This is a genomic window from Brevibacillus sp. YAE8 (assembly GCF_057543335.1).
In genome coordinates, this window is the sequence record NZ_BAAIYG010000004.1 from 71575 (window position 1) to 89827 (window position 18253).

General features: G+C 55.4%; 16 protein-coding genes. 6 read left to right on the plus strand and 10 right to left on the minus strand.

Features of this window, described 5'->3' with window-relative positions:
• Positions 1-131: 131 nt before the first annotated feature.
• On the minus strand, positions 132-1289 hold the full coding sequence (locus AC27IT_RS08200) for a DUF445 domain-containing protein (protein ID WP_007782705.1): 1158 nt from the start codon (positions 1287-1289) through the stop codon (positions 132-134).
• Positions 1290-1382: 93 nt separating this feature from the next.
• Between AC27IT_RS08200 and AC27IT_RS08205 the strand changes: the two genes are divergently transcribed.
• From AC27IT_RS08205 to AC27IT_RS08230, 6 genes are all read left to right on the plus strand, one after another.
• Entirely contained in the window at positions 1383-2816 is a 1434-nt protein-coding gene (locus tag AC27IT_RS08205; protein WP_283858841.1) for a YheC/YheD family endospore coat-associated protein, read from the plus strand.
• A 5-nt stretch (positions 2817-2821) separates the two neighbouring features.
• Positions 2822-3913 carry a YheC/YheD family endospore coat-associated protein gene (locus AC27IT_RS08210; RefSeq protein WP_007782712.1) on the plus strand — a complete coding sequence of 364 codons (1092 nt, stop codon included), beginning with the start codon at positions 2822-2824 and terminating at the stop codon, positions 3911-3913.
• Positions 3914-3915: 2 nt separating this feature from the next.
• Entirely contained in the window at positions 3916-5292 is a 1377-nt protein-coding gene (locus AC27IT_RS08215; protein ID WP_005831411.1) for a YheC/YheD family endospore coat-associated protein, read from the plus strand.
• A 43-nt stretch (positions 5293-5335) separates the two neighbouring features.
• On the plus strand, positions 5336-6646 hold the full coding sequence (locus AC27IT_RS08220) for a YheC/YheD family endospore coat-associated protein (RefSeq protein ID WP_007782718.1): 1311 nt from the start codon (positions 5336-5338) through the stop codon (positions 6644-6646).
• Between the two features lie 5 nt (positions 6647-6651).
• Entirely contained in the window at positions 6652-7134 is a 483-nt protein-coding gene (locus AC27IT_RS08225) for a GNAT family N-acetyltransferase (RefSeq protein ID WP_005831415.1), read from the plus strand.
• A gap of 125 nt (positions 7135-7259) precedes the next feature.
• Positions 7260-8138, plus strand: coding sequence for a hypothetical protein (locus AC27IT_RS08230; protein ID WP_025846807.1), 879 nt, complete (start codon positions 7260-7262; stop codon positions 8136-8138).
• 78 nt (positions 8139-8216) lie between these two features.
• Here AC27IT_RS08230 and AC27IT_RS08235 read toward each other — a convergent pair whose 3' ends face one another.
• From AC27IT_RS08235 to AC27IT_RS08275, 9 genes are all read right to left on the minus strand, one after another.
• On the minus strand, positions 8217-8759 hold the full coding sequence (locus AC27IT_RS08235; protein WP_005831419.1) for a hypothetical protein: 543 nt from the start codon (positions 8757-8759) through the stop codon (positions 8217-8219).
• A 93-nt stretch (positions 8760-8852) separates the two neighbouring features.
• On the minus strand, positions 8853-10532 hold the full coding sequence (locus AC27IT_RS08240; RefSeq protein WP_025846804.1) for a hypothetical protein: 1680 nt from the start codon (positions 10530-10532) through the stop codon (positions 8853-8855).
• A 5-nt stretch (positions 10533-10537) separates the two neighbouring features.
• Positions 10538-11458, minus strand: a complete 921-nt coding sequence (locus AC27IT_RS08245) for a hypothetical protein (RefSeq protein ID WP_025846802.1) — start codon at positions 11456-11458, stop codon at positions 10538-10540.
• A complete protein-coding gene (glmU, locus tag AC27IT_RS08250; protein ID WP_025846800.1) occupies positions 11458-12480 on the minus strand; it encodes a bifunctional UDP-N-acetylglucosamine diphosphorylase/glucosamine-1-phosphate N-acetyltransferase GlmU in 1023 nt (340 codons plus the stop codon). The genes AC27IT_RS08245 and glmU overlap by 1 nt, the downstream gene beginning before the upstream one ends.
• Entirely contained in the window at positions 12477-12683 is a 207-nt protein-coding gene (locus AC27IT_RS08255) for a hypothetical protein (protein ID WP_005831426.1), read from the minus strand. The genes glmU and AC27IT_RS08255 overlap by 4 nt, the downstream gene beginning before the upstream one ends.
• A gap of 56 nt (positions 12684-12739) precedes the next feature.
• Positions 12740-14572 (minus strand): glutamine--fructose-6-phosphate transaminase (isomerizing), encoded by a 1833-nt coding sequence (glmS, locus tag AC27IT_RS08260; RefSeq protein ID WP_026557913.1) that lies wholly within the window; start codon positions 14570-14572, stop codon positions 12740-12742.
• Between the two features lie 54 nt (positions 14573-14626).
• Complete coding sequence (locus tag AC27IT_RS08265) at positions 14627-15988, minus strand: nucleotide sugar dehydrogenase (protein ID WP_005831430.1); 1362 nt, start codon at positions 15986-15988, stop codon at positions 14627-14629.
• A 32-nt stretch (positions 15989-16020) separates the two neighbouring features.
• Positions 16021-16812, minus strand: coding sequence for a response regulator transcription factor (locus AC27IT_RS08270; protein ID WP_025846796.1), 792 nt, complete (start codon positions 16810-16812; stop codon positions 16021-16023).
• A gap of 2 nt (positions 16813-16814) precedes the next feature.
• The gene (locus tag AC27IT_RS08275; protein ID WP_026557914.1) at positions 16815-18251 is read right to left on the minus strand and encodes a glycosyltransferase family 2 protein; all 1437 of its coding nucleotides are present in this window, start codon (positions 18249-18251) and stop codon (positions 16815-16817) included.
• Positions 18252-18253: the final 2 nt, after the last annotated feature.

Sequence of the window (18253 nt, forward strand, 5' to 3'; positions counted from 1 at the left end):
AAAAAAAGGGTAGCTTTTTCAAGCTACCGATCAGAAAGTATATCATTAAGGGGGTTTTCATCGTGCTTTTATCTTACCCAAGGAATATTACAGGATTATTACAAGGCGGTTACAGTTTCTTTTCAGTTTTCCTACCCTAACCAGCTTGCCAAAAGCCCTTGGACCAGACCAATGATCCCGCCGAGAATAAAGCCGAGCACCGTAATCATGCGAAACTCTTTTCCCGAGATGCCGACGACCATCTCTTCGATTCTTTCAATCGGGAAGCCCTCTACCTGCCTTGTCACAATATCGCGAATCGCCAGCCGCGAAAAAATGCGTTCCACGTTTTGCTGCAGCGACTCTACCATCCATTTTGCCAGCCGCGGGACGAGGTTCGTCTGAACTGTCTCCTGAATGGGCGCGGTCAGGCGCGACAGCGGCTCATCGACCAGTCGCAGGCTCTGCTCCTCGATTTTGGCGAAAAGCGCCCGCGACCAGTCGTCGATCTGCTCGCGACCAAGCCACTCCACCAGCTCGCCGACATTTTTGTCCAGCAGCTTGTCCGCTTCCTTGCGCAAAAACTGCTGCAGGCGTCCGGCCAGCTCCGGGCTTTGCAAAAGGTCGTCGAGAGCCGGGAGAATTTTGCCGATGATTTTGTCGTCGGTAAGAAACATGCCGACCAACCCGCCAAACATCCCTCCGCCGCCGCCGAGCATGCTTTTGACCATGCTCTGCAACGTTTGCTGTCCTTCCGGCGAGTGCAGATAGCCGCGCAAACGGTCCATCAGCAGTTGGCTGACCGTCGCGAACGTGGCGTCCAGGCGCTCTTGCCCCGCGTGCGGGATCAGCTCGCGCAGCTTTGTTTCTTCATATTGACTGAGCAGATGTTGGACAAAAGCGTCCCACTTCTCCTGCACAGGAGCGCGCACGCCTTCCTTCCAGCCTCCATCCTCTGTGAACAAATCGGGAACAGCGGCAAGCAAAGCCTGACGCAACGTACGCTCGTCCGCCATCCAGTGCATCGCCAGATTGTTCATCCAGCTTGCCAGCGTGTTTTCCAGACCGCCCTGGGCAAGCGCCCGCCTGACGCCTTCTGTCGTGAGCAAATGCTCTTCCACCAACCTGCCCATTTGTATTGCGATGTCATCCCGCCTTCTCGGGATCAGTCCCGGGGTAAACGGCACCTTCCAATTGCCGATATACCAAGGCTTGAGCGGCCGGAAAAGCATGCGGATGGCCAGTTCGTTCGTGACGCCGCCAATGACAGAACCGACGCCAATATTCACTAATACTATCCATAAGTTCATAATTCCTAACAACCTTTCTTCTCTGCATGGCACCAAACGATTTGGCTACTCATACCATAGACTAACTTTATGCCTGATGGGAAGGGGATAGCCATGTCTTACGTTCCAACCATCGTCGTCGGATACGAGCCAAAGACGGAAGTAGACCTTTACCTGCCCCAGGCGCAAATGCGCAAATGGAATCTTTCTTCGCCCACCGCTACTGTCCAATTCGGAAGCAAAACGGTTCGCGCCCGCATCAGCGGCATAGATCGCAGCGGCCAAACACTCATCCGGCCCGCCGTGGCTGGGTCGCTTCGCCTCCCTACAGGCGTTCCTCTGCTGCTGCGCTACGACGCGGACCAACAAACGCTTGTTTTCGGGCCGTATGTAGGGATTCTCGTATCCTCTTACAATGCCCAATTTACGCAATCCCCGTTTGGACCGTTGTCAACTTTTTTCAACGAGCTAGCCGATATTTGCCGCAAGCGTGGAGGAATCATCTGCGCATTCCGACTTCAGGATGTCAATTGGGATGCCGGCATCGTGCGCGGCCTTGTTCGGAGAGGAGGAGTATGGCGCCAAAAAGTGCTGCCGCTGCCCCAATGTATCTATAACCGCCTCGTCTCCCGCCAAAGGGAGCGCAGCGAGCAGATGGCGAATTGGCTGCAGCGCTGCAAGGAAGCCAACATCCCCTTCTTCAACGAGCGTTTCTTGAACAAGTGGCACGTGCACTCCGCTCTGCAAAATCAGGAAAGCGCCGCCGAGCATCTTCCTGCCATGGTTCGCTTTCAGAGCCTGGGAGATTTGCGGATGATGCTGTCTACGTATCGCACTGTTTATGCAAAACCGGAAAATGGAAGCATGGGACGAGGGATTATCCGGCTGCGCCGAACGCAGGAGGGGTATCAGCTCGCCCGCCCAGGCGGGTTTGGCAAAACGTTCTCCAGCATAACCGGCTTGCACCAGTACTTGCACAAACAGACAAAAGGCAAACCTTATTTGCTGCAGCAAGGTTTACCGTTGATCGGCATGCACGGTCGGCCGACTGATTTTCGCGTGCTGGTGCAAAAAAATCGCGCAGGCGAATGGGCCGTCACATCTATGGTTGCCCGTTTGGGATTGAATCGCATCGTTTCCAATATATCCAGAGGCGGCCAGATGATGACGCCCCTTCAGGCACTGCGTGTATGTGGACCATGGGCCAGCTCCGTTCGCCCGTCTCCAGCCACGCTAAAAGAAGTGGCCCTCAAGCTGTCCGTCCTGCTTGAAGAAGCACTGCCCGGCCATTACGCAGAATTCGGCGTCGATCTCGGCGTGGATGTCCGTGGACAGGTGTGGCTTTTGGAGGTGAACAGCAAGCCTTCCAAAACCGCCAATACCATTCCTTTGCCTGAAGGCGTGGAGGAGCCGCCCCGACGCGCCCGTCCTTCCGTCGTACGCATGCTGGAATACTCATCCTACATCAGTGGTTTTCCCCGGACAGCCAAACCGAAACCAAGGGCGACAACAGGCAAATCCAAAGGCAAGAAAAACAGGCGAAGGTGACCCACATGAGAGCAGACGCGAGAAGTCTTGGCATCATGACCCGCTGCCAAGGCTCCCACTTTGTAGACAAAGGGTATTACAAAAAGCTGACGCTGTACGGACGCAAGCACGGCATTCGCGTCTTTGTGTTCTCGCCGCGTCAGGTTAACTTTTCCTCGCGAACGGTAAAAGGCTTCGAATACCGCAACGGATCGTGGCAAGCAAATGTTTTCCCGCTCCCGGCCTTGATCTACGATCGGTGTTTCGTAGGCCCAGCTTACCGCCACTATAAACCATTTGTGGAAAAGTTGCAAAACGATCGCAACATTACATTTTTGGGGCGTGGTCTGTCCGGGAAGTGGCAGGTTCACCAAATGCTGTCCAAGTCGCCGCTGCTGTCTTCTTATTTGCCGCCGACCGAAATTTTGTCGTTCGCCACCGTGCAAGACATGCTGCAAAAGCACGGAGCTGTCGTCATCAAGCCCATGGCGGGAACGCATGGAATCGGGGTCGTTCGCATCAAGGAGACAAAGAGCGGCTACGAGGCGACCGGACGGAACCGGGAAAATCGGCCGTTTCGCAGGCAGATCCGGGACACCGCCGGGCTGAAGACTTTTGTCGCCTCGTTTACCTCCGGGCGCAAATTCCTTGTACAGCCCTATCTCAAGCTGCATACCCCGGATGGCACCCCTTTTGACGTCAGGGTGCTCGTACAAAAAAACGGGCAGGGTGAATGGGAGACGACAGGAAAAGCTGTTCGCCTTGGCGACAAGCGAAGCATTACCTCCAACCTGCATGGAGGAGGCAAGGCAGAGCCGCTCTCCGCGTTTCTAGCCCGGCATTTCAAGCCTGCCGTCCACTCGCGGATCGATCAGACGATCAACCAGCTCGCACAGGAATTGCCGCGCTTTTTGGAGGATTGCCACGGCAGGCTTGTCGAGTTGGGGATTGATGTCGGCATCGACACGGCCGGAAATGTCTGGGTCATCGAGGTCAACAGCAGGCCAGGACGGACTGTGTTTCGCTTGATTGACGACCCGGTCGCCAAACGCCACTCCATTACCCAGCCCGTTCGATACGCCCACTATCTCATGAAAGAGCGCGTAGGAGGTTACTAAGCATGGAAACGTTCAGAATGCGGCTTCGCTTCCTTTCCAATCCCCGTGTCAGCGGGATCATCCTGCCGACTAATCTCTTCTCCAAGCTACAGCTACGCCATCGCCAAAAAATTACGGTCATGCTGGGCAAAAAGGAAGTCGTCGCAACCGTACTGCAAGACAAGCGAAATCCTGATTCCAATGTCATCAAAGTGACCACGCTGCTCCAGTCCGAGCTGGGCATCCCGCACGGCGGTTTGATCCAGCTCAAGCTGGAGGATTCGACGCTTCGAATCGGTCCGGCGATCGGCATCGTCACGACAGGCATTCGCAGGGACCCGCGGCAGCCGATTGGCCAGCGCACTTCTTTTTTCTACAAGCTGCTGCAGGCCCAGGAAGGCAAAGGCGTCTTTTACTATATTTTCTCCCCGCACGACGTGGACTGGAGTACCAATACGGTCAACGCCTGGTTTTTGCGCAAGGGCAAGACCGGCGGGTACTACTGGAAAAAAATCGTCACCGCCATGCCGGACGTCGTCTACGACCGGATTCCTTCCCGCTCGGCGGAAAAGCACGAAGCTGTGCGGGAGTTCAAATACAAGCTCGCCAGCTATCCGAACATGCCGATGTTCAACCAAGGCTTTTTCAACAAGTGGGGAGTCCACCAGATTCTCTACCCGAATCCGGAAGTCAACGAGCACATCCCGGAAACGTACACGTCCCCCTCGCTTGCGACTGTGCGGAATTTGCTGAAAAAATACACGATCGTGTATTTGAAGCCGAAAAACGGCAGCCTCGGCTACGGCATCGTGAAAGTCGTCAGACAGTCGGGCGGCGGCTACACAGCCTCGTATCACAACGGCAGCGGCAATGTAAAGCGGCAGTTTTCCAAGCTGTCCAGCCTGTACCAGCACGTGTTCCGCAGCCGGAGAGTCGGCAGCTACCTGGCGCAGCAAGGCATCCCGCTCAAAACCTTCCACGGACGCCCGTTTGACTTCCGCGTTCATCTGCACAAAAACCAGCAAAACGAATGGGTAGTTTCCTGCACGGCTGCCAAGGTAGCCGGCTCCGGCAGCGTGACGACGCACGTGCGCACGGGCGGTACCGTCATTCCCGGAGACGAACTGCTCCACCATCTGTACGGAAAGCAAAAAGCGCTGATGTCCGAGCGAATCAGCGAGGCTTCCATCCGCCTTGCCACGGCGATCGAGCAGGCAAAAGGCATCGACCTTGGCGAATTGGGACTGGATATGGGCATCGACATCCACGGCCATGTCTGGATGTTCGAGGCAAACTCCAAGCCCGGCCGCTCCATCTTCAAGCACGCCCGGCTCAAGCAAGCCGATCAGGAGTCCCGCAAGCTGCTCGTCGACTACAGTTGTTATTTGGCCAATTTCTAGGCGATAGACAAACAGCACCGTTTTTCAGGAAGGAGGAACACCCATGCTTCAGCAGCGCTCCGGGTGGCTGACCATCCTCCCCAGCGGCAAATGGTTCATCCAGCTACCACGGCAAGCTCTAGGCAAGCGGTCGCAAAAGAAACTGTTCGCAAGCCTCGGTCCGTTTTCGCACAACAAAAGGGTGTACACGGGCTTGCCCGCGATGCAGCCAGGGCGGTTTCGAACGCGGATCAACTGGAAAATGATGAACGACTCGCTAAAGCTTGGCCCTCTGATTGGCATTCTGACTGTTGGCGAGGGCGCAGCGTTTTTGGGTAATCGCGAAAACTTCAAGGACATCTCGCAATCTGGCAAGCGTTGGGGGGCGCTCGTGTACGTCTTCACTCCGCAAGGCATCAACTGGGAGAAAAAGAAGGTACGCGGCTATTTGTACAATCACAAGCAAAATCTGTGGCAGGAAGTCGTTCTCCCCTTCCCGCACGTCGTCTATAACCGCATCCCTACCCGAAAGGCAGAGCAGCGTCCCGAAGTCAAAAAAGCTTTGGCCCGCATCCACGAGATGCCGAACGTCACCTTGTTCAATCGCTGTTTTTTCGACAAGCAAGAGCTTTTCTCCATGCTAAAAAAGTACCCCGAGGTGCATGCGTTTCTCCCGGAGACGAAAAAGCTCGATACGCTCGCCCGCTTCAAAGGCTTTTGCACCGAGCATCGCTTCGTCTACCTCAAGCCGGTGCGCGGCAAGGCCGGGGAAGGGATCATGCGGGTCGAATACAAAAACGACGGCTGGCGGCTTCAGCGGCTCAAGGAACAACGGGCCGTCACGCGCCGCTTTTCCAATCTGGAAGATTTGTGGAAGCACGTAAATAGCCACGTCCGGCAGCAGCGGTACATCATGCAGCAAGGCATCCGCAGGGCACGCTTCAACGGCAAGCCTTTTGACGTGCGGGTACTCGTGCAAAAAAACGGCCATGGCGAATGGGGCGTAACCGGCGTCGGAATCAGACGCTCCGGCTCGCAAAGCATCACTACGCACGTCCCGCGCGGCGGCTCCATCCACTCCTTGTCTTCCGTCCTCCAGACTTTGTTCAAGGCTGATCCGGAAAAGATGGAAGAAAAGATTCACCAGACAGCGCTTACGATCGCAAGCACGCTGAACGAGGAGATCAAAGACCTGGCTGAAATGTCGATGGACCTCGGCCTGACAGAAGACGGCAGCCTCTGGTTTTTTGAAGCGAACGCCAAGCCGGAGAAGTTCGATGAGCCTTCGATCAGGCGCTTGTCGCTGTCCAATCTCATCCACTACGCCCAGTACGTATCCAGACTGCAAAGCGGGCGTGAAGCCGCAGCAGGGTAATCGCCATGAAAAAATCGTTGAAATACGTGATCTTACCTCCGCAAGCACTGGCTGAATCTCAGGCGACTCTGGTGAGATTTGCCCGTCAGGAAGGGGATCGGCGCATCACCAAGCACGCAATCGACTGGCTCTCGCGCCTGACCCCCAAGCTGCTTTCCAAAAAGGATTCCAGTGTCGCTCTTGCCATGAACGGGAAACGCGTCGTTGGCTTGTTCGCCGTTTCCCGCTGTGGACTGGGTCAATCCTTCCTGGTTGTAGATAAGCGCTACCGCAATCGGGGAATCGGCAAAGCGCTGACGACGCTCATCTGTCAGCGCTTGCCCAAACTGTACGTGCGCGTAGCTCTCGATAATGAGGCAAGTCTTACCCTTTTTCGCACCATGGGCTTCGAGCCTGTCAAAGCGAGCATCGGGCCAACGGGAAAGCCTACGCTCTGGTTCGCTTTTGGCCACTGGAATCCCACCGATTTGCAGGAACATGCCGGATGATGTCCGGCATGTTTTTTGCCATGCGCTCGTCGATTTCTTCACTAATGCGAATTCTTTTGCTTCATCCGTTCGTGCATGAGGAAACCTTCCTTGGTAAAAATACTCTGCAGGAGGTGGTCTTTCCCATGACCTACACAAACAACAACAATAACAACCAAATGCAATCTCAACAGCAACAACAGTTCCTCGGAGCGATGAGCCCATCCGGAGCTATGTTCCAGCCAGGCTTCGCCGGAACAAACGTCCAGGAAGTTCAACACTGGAACCATGGCGGACATGCCCAATCTATCGGGACTCCTACATACGGCATGGCTTCTGGTGGCGGAGCGAGCGGTGCTCAATCGATCTTCTCGCCAGGATTTGCGGGTACGAACGCTCAGGAAGTACGTCAGCAAAACCACAGCTACCAGGCTCCGCAGCAGCAAGGCTATGGCCAGCAACAAGCGTATGGCCAACAGCAACAACAGCAAGCGTATGTGCCAAACCAGGCATTCAACGCCATCATGCATCAATCCGGCAACTACGCGCAGACGCAGCCTTCCTACAACCAAGGCTACGGATCCGGAGCAGGCTCGATCTTCTCGCCTGGCTTCGCTGGCACGAACGCTCAGGAAGTGCGTCAGCAAAACCAACAAGGCTACACAGGCTATCAAGGGTTTGCAGGCCAACAGCAGCCGTACACCGCTCAAGTCGCTTATCCTCCAGCGCTGACTGGCAGCATCTTCTCCCCTGGCTTTGCCCATACAAACGTCCAGGAAGTGCGCCAGCAAAACCATGGCGGCGGCTATGCTGCTTCGCTTCCGCAAGGCGGCTTCGGCATGCAAGCTCAGTACGGCCAGCAGCAACAACAGCAAGCTCAGCAATACCAGCAACCGCTCGGCTCGGGAGCGCACTCGATCTTTTCTCCCGGCTTTGCTGGCACTAACGTTCAGGAAGTACGCCAACTGAACACGCCAGGCCAGGCAGCTCCACACACTGGCTCCATCTTCCCAGGCAGCTTCTAAAAAGTCGCCGGGCAAAGGCTTTGCCATGCCTTCTGGCTTGGCTTCAGCACCAAAAAAAGCGTGACCATCTGCGGACGGTCACGCTTTTTCATTTGGGGACAGCCTGCGCTGTTCCTCTATCGCGGCGTACAAGGCATGCAACTCGACCAAGCTCGACTCGTCCACGGTAAACGTGAAACCGTCGAATAGGTAGGCATCCTGTTCGATCCCCGGGCAAGACCAGCCGGAGCCAAGAGCGGTGAACTGGGCAGCTACACACGCCTCGGTCTGCTCTAACTGTTCGCGCACGGCTACATGCCGTTCCAGCGCGGCCCGGAACTTTTCCATCACGAGCGCCAGCCGCTCATCCTGCCGGGCCAGCCGATAGAGAGCCAGCTCGATCTGCAGCCAGCACGTCACGTAAAAATGAAACTCCAAAAACAACGTAGTCAGCGCCGCTCGCAGCGGACGGTCATCCCCGCTCGTCTGCATCTGCTCCCAGCAGGCGTGCGCCTCCCGCTTTTTTTCCTGGATTAAGTCGTAGTGACTGACAGCACCGCGGTAAAACTTGCGGACCACATTGTACAGCATCTCGGGTGTCCGAGACGGAAGACCTCTGTGTCTGTTGGGCACATCACGCATGTATCGTTCCCTCTTTTCAAACGACCTTCGTCTTCCTATTGTACAACATTCGCGTTCCGGCGGTGTGCTTCCTTGCTTTCAGGCTGCCGTCCCTTATTCCTTGCCGTTTTTCCAGTAATCGTAGGCGTGAATGGCATGCCCCATGAACGAAGAGTACGGATCCAGCGCTTTTGTCACCTGTTCCAACTGCCGATGCATCTCGCTCATTCCTTCCTCGTAGAACGAAATGCCGTTCCCTTCGTGACTCTCCTTTGTCTCGACTGCGACGACGATCTTTTTTCCGATGCTCTGCGCGTATTTCACCTGATTTTCTACCAAGCCGACGATGCGATCCGCCCGATCGCGAAAAGCCATTAAAGTCGTATGGTCCAACTGCTCGATCATCCAATGGGAAAACGGCGTGTCCGGCTGTCCCGGCACAGACGTATTGTCCAGCCAGGCGGCAAGATCGACGCTCGCTTCCAGTTGGCCGTCCTGCTTCGTCTCCGCGACAAACGCCTGAATGTTTGCCATCCACTGGCGCAATACGTTGTCTTTATCCTCTCGCCAGACAGGCATCACATACGGCTCGATATCGAGATGGATGCCCTGAAATTGCTCACCTGACTGTACCGACTGGTTGTACGCTTTCACCCAGTTGACGAGCTTCATGATTTTCCCTCTGCTCTCTGCCAGTGCCCAGACCGGATGGCCGCCCATGGCGTGCACCTCGATGCCTGCCGCTCGGGCCTCCCGCACGAAATCGCGGTAGTAGGAGTGGGGTTGCTCCAAATCCAGGCGAACGTAGAGCAGATTGACGCCGTTTTGTTCGGCAAAGGCGAGGATTTCCTCTTTTTCAGTGCCGATCAGCTCAGCGCGCCAAATATAGGTGCCTTTGTAGCGCTCTTTTGTGACCGGAGCCACCGGGAGAGCCTCCTTCCAATAGCGGTAGTCGTGGATCGCGATACCGGAGTAGGACGGATGGTCGCCCAATTTTTCGGGCAAAAGCGCGAGCTGTCGATTCATCTCCTCTACGCCTTCCTCGGCAAAAGAAGCGTGGTCGTCGCCGAGCTTTTTCATGTTGACGGCAATCATCACCCGCGTGCCCAGCTTGTCCGCTTCTTTCAGCTCATCCTCCACCAGTGCCAGAATGCCGTTTTTCCCGGACAGCGTATCGCGGTAGGCCATGATGCACACCGTGTCAAACTGCTCGATCATCCATTGCGACACCGATACAGACTGCTCGCCCGGAACGGGAATATCGTCGAGCCAAAAGGCGAGCGCCACGCTTGCCACAAGCTCGGGCTGTTTTTTCACTTCGCTCGTAAACGCCTGCACATTGGCTTGCCACTCCCGGATGATCCGCTCGCGATCCGTCTCCCAGAACGGCAGCAAGTACGGCTCGATGTCCAGTTGAATGCCGCGGATGCGCTCGTCTTCCGCCGCTTCGTGGTTGTAGTTTTTCACCCATTTGACGATATTCATCATCCGCTTTTCGTTGCTTTTAAGCGCCCAGGCAGGGTGTCCGGCCACGGCGTGCACCTCCACGCCCATCGCATTCGCTTCGCGGATAAAGGCGCGGTAGTAGTCAAACGGCTTGTTCATTTCGATCCGCAAGTAAATCAGGTTGATCTCGTTGTTTTTGCAAAATTCCAGAATTTCCCGTTTTTCGTCTCCGATGATTTCGGATTGCCAAATCCACGTGGCTTTACTCTTTTTTTCCGCCGGGGAAAAGCCGAACAGAAAGCCGAGCGTCAGGCAGAGAACACTAAGGTAGATAGGCGCGGCTTTCATCTGTGCTAGCTACTCCTCTCATTGGCTTCTATGCTTCGTTTCCAGCTTTCGTAGTCGTGAATGGCGCTACCTGCGAACGCCGGATTGCCGGACAGCTCCTGCTGCAAAATCGCCAGTTGGCTTTTCATCTCCGCCGGACCGTCGTCGTAGAAGCTCACATGCGAGCCTTCCGCCGATTCCATAATGTTGACCCCGACGATCACCGAGCCTTTTTTCTGCGAGTTGGCGTCGGCTACGATCTTTTTCACAATCTCGACAATGCCGTTGTCTCCCTGGGCGCGGTTGCGGTACGCCATCAGCGTGATGCTGTCGAGGCGCTGCACCATCCAGTTGCTGACTTTTTCCGAGCTTCCCGGGACGGAAACGGAGTCGATCCAGAACGGCAGGTCTGCGCCCACCGCCAGATCGGTGTCCTTCTTCGTCTCGGCCACGAGGTACGCGACATTTTTCAGCCATTGGCGCACGACATCCTGCTGCGACTCCTTCCAGGCGGACAGCAAGTACGGCTCGATATCGACGTGGATGCCACTAAAGCGCTCGTCCGCCCTGGCGCTCCTGTTGTACGCTTTCACCCAGGAGATCAGTTCGTCGATGCTTTGGCGGTTTTTGGTCAGCGCCCAGTTGGGATCGCCGCCCAGCGCCTCCACCTGGATGTTGGCCTGTACCGCTTTGCGGATAAACGTCCGATAGGCCTCGGGGGAAACAGTAGTCGGTTCCACATGGAGATAGATCAGGTTGATGCCGTTTTCCTCGGCAAACGCGATCATTTCGTCTGTCTGCGTCTCGATTTGTTTGGCGTGCCAAATCCAGGTGGCTGTCGTCAGGGCAGCGCGAGAGTGGTTGGAGAGCACGAGCATGAGGATGGAAGCGGCCGCAAAAATCGCCATCCCGGCCCATAGCGGCCCGTATTTTCGCAGCGCCCGCATCAATTCAGGCCGTGATCCTGCCCGTTTGTCGTCGCTGCCACCTCAACTGCCGCCCTGTCTGTGTACGCGCTCCCGTCAAATGAGGAAAACGGCGGAACCCGCGTGTAATCCTCGACGACCATATCCTTGACGTGGGCGTGCGGCCCAACCTGGCAGCCTTCCCCGATCTGCGTCGCGCCAAGCAAAAACGTTCCGGGGTACAGCACCGTATCGCGCCCGATCGTCACCGCCGAGTCGATGTACGTAGCGGCCGGGTCGATCATGGTCACGCCGCTCTTCATGTGGCGCTCGTTGATCCGCTTGCGCATGAGCCGTTCCAGGTGGGCGAGCTGCACGCGGTCGTTTACGCCGGAGCCTTCCTCCGGATCTTCGGTAACGTGTGCGGCCACCAGTTCCCCCTGCTCCTGCAAAAGCGCCAGGACGTCTGGCAAGTAATACTCGCCCTGCGCGTTCTGATTGGAGACGTTCGGGAGGGTCGCAAAAAGCTTTCGATTATCGAAGCAAAAGATGCCCGTGCTGATTTCGTTCACCTTTTTTTGCCCGAGGGTCGCGTCCTTTTCCTCGACGATTTTGCGGACATCGCCGTTCTCGTCGCGAATGATTCTTCCGTAGCCGGTCGGGTCTTCCACGATGGAAGTCAAAACCGTCGCTGCCGCCTGCTTCGACTGATGGTAGTCGAGCAGACGCCGCAACGTTTCGCTTTGCACGAGCGGCGTATCGCCATTGAGCACGAGCGTTACGCCGTCTTGCTCGGCGAGGATGTCTTTGCTCATCCATACGGCGTGCGCGGTGCCGAGCTGCTCCTTCTGCTGCGCGTATTGCACGCGGCTTCCGAGCTGCTTTTTCACGGCTTCGGCCCCGTGACCGACAACGACAACCAAGGTATGTAGTGACAAAGGCTCCAGTGCCCCGACGACATGCTCGATCATCGGCTTGCCGCACAGCGGATGCATGACTTTGTACAAGGCAGAGTTCATTCTGGTTCCTTTTCCTGCTGCGAGCACTACTGCGTGTATGTTCATCCTGTCGCCTCCACTCTGGCCAGCCGATTAGATGCATGCTGGCCTTGCTGGATTTGCTGTTCGAAGTACGGCTTCAATTCATCAGTCAACGTGTGGATCATCATGTTCAAATCTACGTCTTTCCTCTGCACGCCTAGCTGATAGGCCTGGAGCATGATCTCCAGCAAAATCTCCTGGTTCAACTCCCGCTTCGAGGTGCTCATTTACCCGTTCCTCCTCGCAAGTCCATATGGTGGTTCATAACGATAGACGGATTCGCTTACTCAACTGTTACACTTTTTGCCAAATTGCGTGGACGGTCTACGTCGTTGCCCAGCACGACAGAAGTGTAGTAGGCGATGAGCTGCAGCGGAATGACAGCGAGCACCGGGGTAAACAGCGCATCTGTCTTCGGAATCAGGCAGACGTCATCCACCGAGCGATGCAGATCGACATGATCCTCGTGCGTGATGCCGAGTACGTTGGCACCGCGCGCCTTCACTTCGGTAATATTGCTAATCATTTTCTCGTGCAAAGCGTCCTGCGTGGACAGGGCAACGACCCGCGTGCCTTCCTCGATCAGCGCCAAGGTGCCGTGCTTCAGCTCCCCTGCGGCATACGCCTCCGAATGGATATAGGAGATTTCCTTGAGCTTGAGCGAGCCTTCCATGGATACGGCATGGTCAATCCCCCGGCCGATGAAAAACAGATGGCGCTCGTCCTTGATCGCTTCAGCAAACTGGCGAAGCTGCTGGGCATGCGCGAGAATGTCCTCTACCTGTCCAGGCAATTGTTGCAAGCTCTGAATCAGCGAAGCGATCTCGGCTGGCGCAAGCGCCGCTTTTTCCTGCGCCAAGTACATTCCCCACAAATAGAAGGCGATGAGCTGGGAGGTGTACGCTTTCGTAGAAGCGACGGCAATCTCCGGTCCGGCATTGGTCGTGATGACTTCATCTGCCTCGCGGGCAATCGAGCTGCCGACTACGTTGGTAATAGCGAGCACGACAGAGCCGTTGCGCTTCGCTTCCCGCATCGCCGCCAGCGTATCTGCTGTCTCACCGGACTGGCTGACAGCAATCGTCAACGTGTTTGGCCCGAACAGCGGGCGGCGGTAACGAAACTCGGAGGCCACGTCGACCTCGACCGGGATGCGCGCAAGACTCTCGATCACATGCTTGCCGATCAGACCTGCATGGTAAGCTGTGCCGCATGCGACAATGTAAATTTTCTCGATGCTGCGAATCGTTTCGGCTGGCAGTTGCAGATCAGGGAAAACAACCTTCTGTCCGGCTTCGTCGATACGGCCTGTCATCGTGTTGCGCAAGGCGCGCGGCTGCTCGTAGATTTCTTTTTCCATATAATGCGCGTAGCCGTCTTTTTCCGCTTGCTCCTTGTTCCAGTCAATCCGGACGAGATCGCGCTCTATCGGCTCGTCTGTCGCCAGGCTCATGACCTGCACCGAATCTCTGGTCAAGACGGCCAGATCGCCGTCTTCCAAAACGTACACGTCGCGCGTATGCTCCAGGATGGCGGGAATATCGGAGCCGATGAAGTTCTCGTTTTCGCCTACCCCGATAATCAGCGGACTTGCCATACGGACTGCGATCAGCTTGTCCGGCTCATACTCCGACATGACGCCAAGGGCAAACGCCCCGCGGATTTTGCCTGCCACCTTGCGCACCGCAGCGAGCAGGTCGCCGTCGTATTCGCGGGACAAAAGGTGGACGATCACCTCCGTATCGGTCTCCGAGCTGAACGCGACGCCTTGCTCGATCAGCTCCTGCTTGATTTCCAGGTAGTTTTCGATAATGCCGTTGTGCACGATGGAAAATTTTTGCGTCTGGTCCACGTGAGGGTGAGAGTTCTCATCCGATGGCCGCCCGTGCGTCGCCCAGCGCGTGTGGCCGATGCCGATGGAGCCGGAAAGCCCGGACTTTTCCGTCTTCTCCACGAGGACGTCGATTCTGCCTTTTGCCTTGCGTACGGCGATCGACTTGCCGTCGCAGACCGCGATGCCAGCCGAGTCGTAGCCTCTGTATTCCAGCTTGCGAAGTCCGTTAATCAAAATGGGTTGTGCTTGTCTGTACCCGATGTATCCCATAATTCCGCACATGTTTGTCCTTCCTCCTTCGGTCGTGCTTGTTTGTGTGTGGCGCTCGCCCGCCTGTTAGGCGAGCAAGCTCACGACTTCCTTTTCTTCCTGGATCGCAACGGATGTGCCGATGCGGTAGACGTTCGGGTTGGTGATGCCGTCGAAAGCGTTGCGCGTATCAATAATCGCGACGCCCAAGTCAGCCAGCTCCTGGTAGTGGAAGCACTTGTGGTTGGTGATGAGCACCATGCAATCGTACGTCTTGAACAACTCGTAGTCGTTTTCAATCGAGGACACGACCTGTCCCTTTTTATTCACGAAGCTTTGCGCATACGGGTCGTAGTAGTCGACCTGCGCCCCGCTCTTTTTGAACAGCTCGTAAATTTCCAGTCCGGGAGATTCGCGCAAGTCGTCGACGTCCGGCTTGTAGGCCATGCCCAAAATGAGAATGCGCGAGCTGTTGATCGCTTTCGCGTAAATATTGAGCACCTGTGCTGTCTTGTTCAGCACGTAATCTGGCATGTTGTCATTGATAGATTGGGCAATCTCGATGAACTGGCTATGAAAACGGTAGCCTTTCGCTTTCCACGACAAATACATCGGATCGAGCGGTATGCAATGCCCACCGATCCCGGGTCCCGGATAAAACGGCATGAACCCGAACGGCTTGGTCGATGCGGCCTTGATTACCTCCCAAACGTTGATGCCCATTCTGTCACACATCATCGCCATTTCGTTCATGAACGCGATGTTGACGCTGCGGAACGTATTTTCCAAAAGCTTGGACATCTCCGCCACTTTTGGCGAGGAAACCGGAACGACTGTTTTGACCAGGTTGCCATAGAGAAGTGTCCCAAGCTCGATGCAACGCTCCGTCGTGCCGCCGATGATTTTCGGCGTATTGTACGTGTTGAACTTGCGGTTGCCCGGATCGACCCGCTCAGGCGAGTAGCAGAGGAAAAAGTCGACGCCTGTGACGTAGCCGAGCTTTTCCAGCTCGCGCCCGATCAGCTCTTCGGTCGTTCCCGGATAGGTCGTGCTCTCCAGTGTGATGAGCAGTCCTTTGCGCATGTATTGCTTGATTTGCTCTACCACATTCGTGATGTAGGACGTGTCCGGGTCCTGGTTCGGGCTGAGCGGTGTCGGAACGCAAATGCTGATCGCATCCAGTTCCTCGATCGCGCGATAGTCCGTCGTCGGGAAAAAGCGCCCCGTCGCCAGGCATTCCTGCAAGGTTTCGTTGGAGACGTCCTGCACGTACGACTCTCCTTTTTTCAAGCTCTCAATCTTTCCGGCGTGCAGGTCGATCCCGACGACGGTGTACCCGCTCTTCACCGTCTCTACCGCGAGCGGCAGCCCGACATACCCAAGCCCAATCACCCCGATTTTCGCTGTCTTTTGCCCAAGCAGTTGCTGGAGTTCCTCGTATCTTGTCATCCTCGTTTCTCTCCCTTTCTCTTTATGAATTTCTATGAAATCAAGCGTTTGACTCTGGCTTCCAGCTCGACTGGCGAAAATGGCTTCGTGATGTAATCGGAGGCGCCCAGGGCAAACGATTTTTGCACATCTTCCTCCAGGCGTTTATCTGTCAGCACCATGATTTTGCTCATCGCTTCCTGGCCGAGATGCCTGATTTTCTCCATCAGTTGATAGCCGCTGACGACAGGCAGGTTCAGGTCTGTAATCACCAGGTCGTAGGCGGCTTCGCGGAATTTTTCCATACCGTCCATCCCATCGTGAGCGACGGTTACCTGGTAGCCTTTGCGCTGTAGATAGATGCGCAAAAACTCGTTGACCGTCTCATCCTGATTGACGAGCAAAATGCTTGCCGGCTCCTGCTCGCGGTTCGCCGCGTGCTGTTCGTAAACCTTGATGCTTCCCAGCTCGCTTGCGTCCTTCATCTCCTGAATCATTCGCATCAGCATTTGCGCCGAGGAACGAGAGCTTTCCGGAAAGCTGGCGATCAACAACCCGCCTGTCAAAAGCTTGCGGCCGAGCAAATAGTCTTTGACTTGCAGCGCGTAAAAATGGGTGTCTGCGAGCTTTTTTTGTTCCAGCAAAATGCCGAGTATATTTTTGCTTTTGTCATGCGCAAAATGCATGGTCATGGTGTCTGCCAGTTGCGCTTCCATATCCCTTTTGACCAATTCCAGCGACTCTGCGGAAAAGTTTTTGCAAGATGCCAGGATAACCCCGCACGCCATGCGGTTCTCTTCCATCTTGCTTAACAATTCATAGAAAGCAGGTACGAGATTACTCATCATCAAGCCTCCAAACTGGAAATATTTTTGTTGTTTTTGGACTGCCAGCTCGTCCGGGTCATCGTTCCCCACGAGTTGTTGTTGCGCAAATATTCAATATGTCCGAGGAATCTCCAGATGACGCCGATTTGCCGATAGCCAAAAAACATCAGGATTGTATAGAAAAGCATTTTGACGATGTCCCGGAAGCGCGGGTATCGCCGAAACGCGATTTCCTCCAGCAAGATCGAGCCGATCCCCAACAGTACGCCATACAGCACGTTGAGCAGACCGTAGATCAAAAGAACGTGGCTGTTCGTCATGTCCAGCATCGTATAACCGATGAGCGCGAGCAGACCCGTGATGCGGAAATACGGATTCAACGTTTCAAACAAAATGTTGAAGGGCAAAGTCAGCATCCCGAACAGCTTGTATTTCGGGCGAAAGACCATGTGCTTGCCGTATTCGATCATGTTTTTCAGGTTGCCGCGTCCCCATCTGCGGCGCTGGCTGCCGAGAATCTTCAGCGAGTCCGGCGCTTGCGTCCAGCAAACGGCATCCGGGCAAAACGCCACCCGGTACGGCAAGTTGTTTTCCAGCATGTATTTGTGCAGTTTGATAATGATGTTCATGTCCTCGCCGGGATACCCCTCGCGATAGCCGCCGACCTTGACGACGTAGTCTTTGCGGAACACGCCGAACGCACCCGAGACGATAATCAAGCCGTTGATCGCGCTCCAGCCGATCCGCCCTCCGAGAAACGCCTTCAAGTATTCGACCGATTGCATCATCGGCAAAAACTTGTCTGGCAAACGAATGTCTTTGACGACGCCGTTTTCGATCTTGCAGCCATTGGCGATCCGAATGTCGCCCCCGATCGCCACGGTTTCCTCGGGATTTTCCATGTACACCTTGGCGATGCGGATGAGTGCGTCTTTTTCCAGCAAGGAATCGGCGTCAATGGAAGCGATCAGCGGGTAGTGCGACAGGTTGATGCCCGCGTTCAGCGAATCGGCTTTTCCTCCGTTTTCTTTGTCGATCAAATACAGATTGGGGAACGCCGGATTGTGATAGATTCCCCGTACACGCGAGGTTTGCAGCAGCGGCTGGACAGGCATGTGCTGGGAGATTTTCAGCGAAAACTCCTCGATGAGCACCTGCAACGTATCGTCCTTCGATCCGTCATTGACGACGATCACTTCGTAGCGCGGGTAGTTTAAGGCGAGCAACGACCGGACGTTTTCGATGATCGTCAGCTCTTCGTTGTACGCCGGGACCAGAATCGAGATCGGCGGTACATGCTCCGAGCCAGACAATGCCTGGAACCGCGAGTAAATGGAGTTTTTCAGAATCCCCATGATGCTCTTGAACGAAAACATCATGATGATGAAGTACAAGGAATTGATCGCGATGACGTAGTACATCGCAAACATTCCGTAATAGAGCAGAAACTCTCTCATGC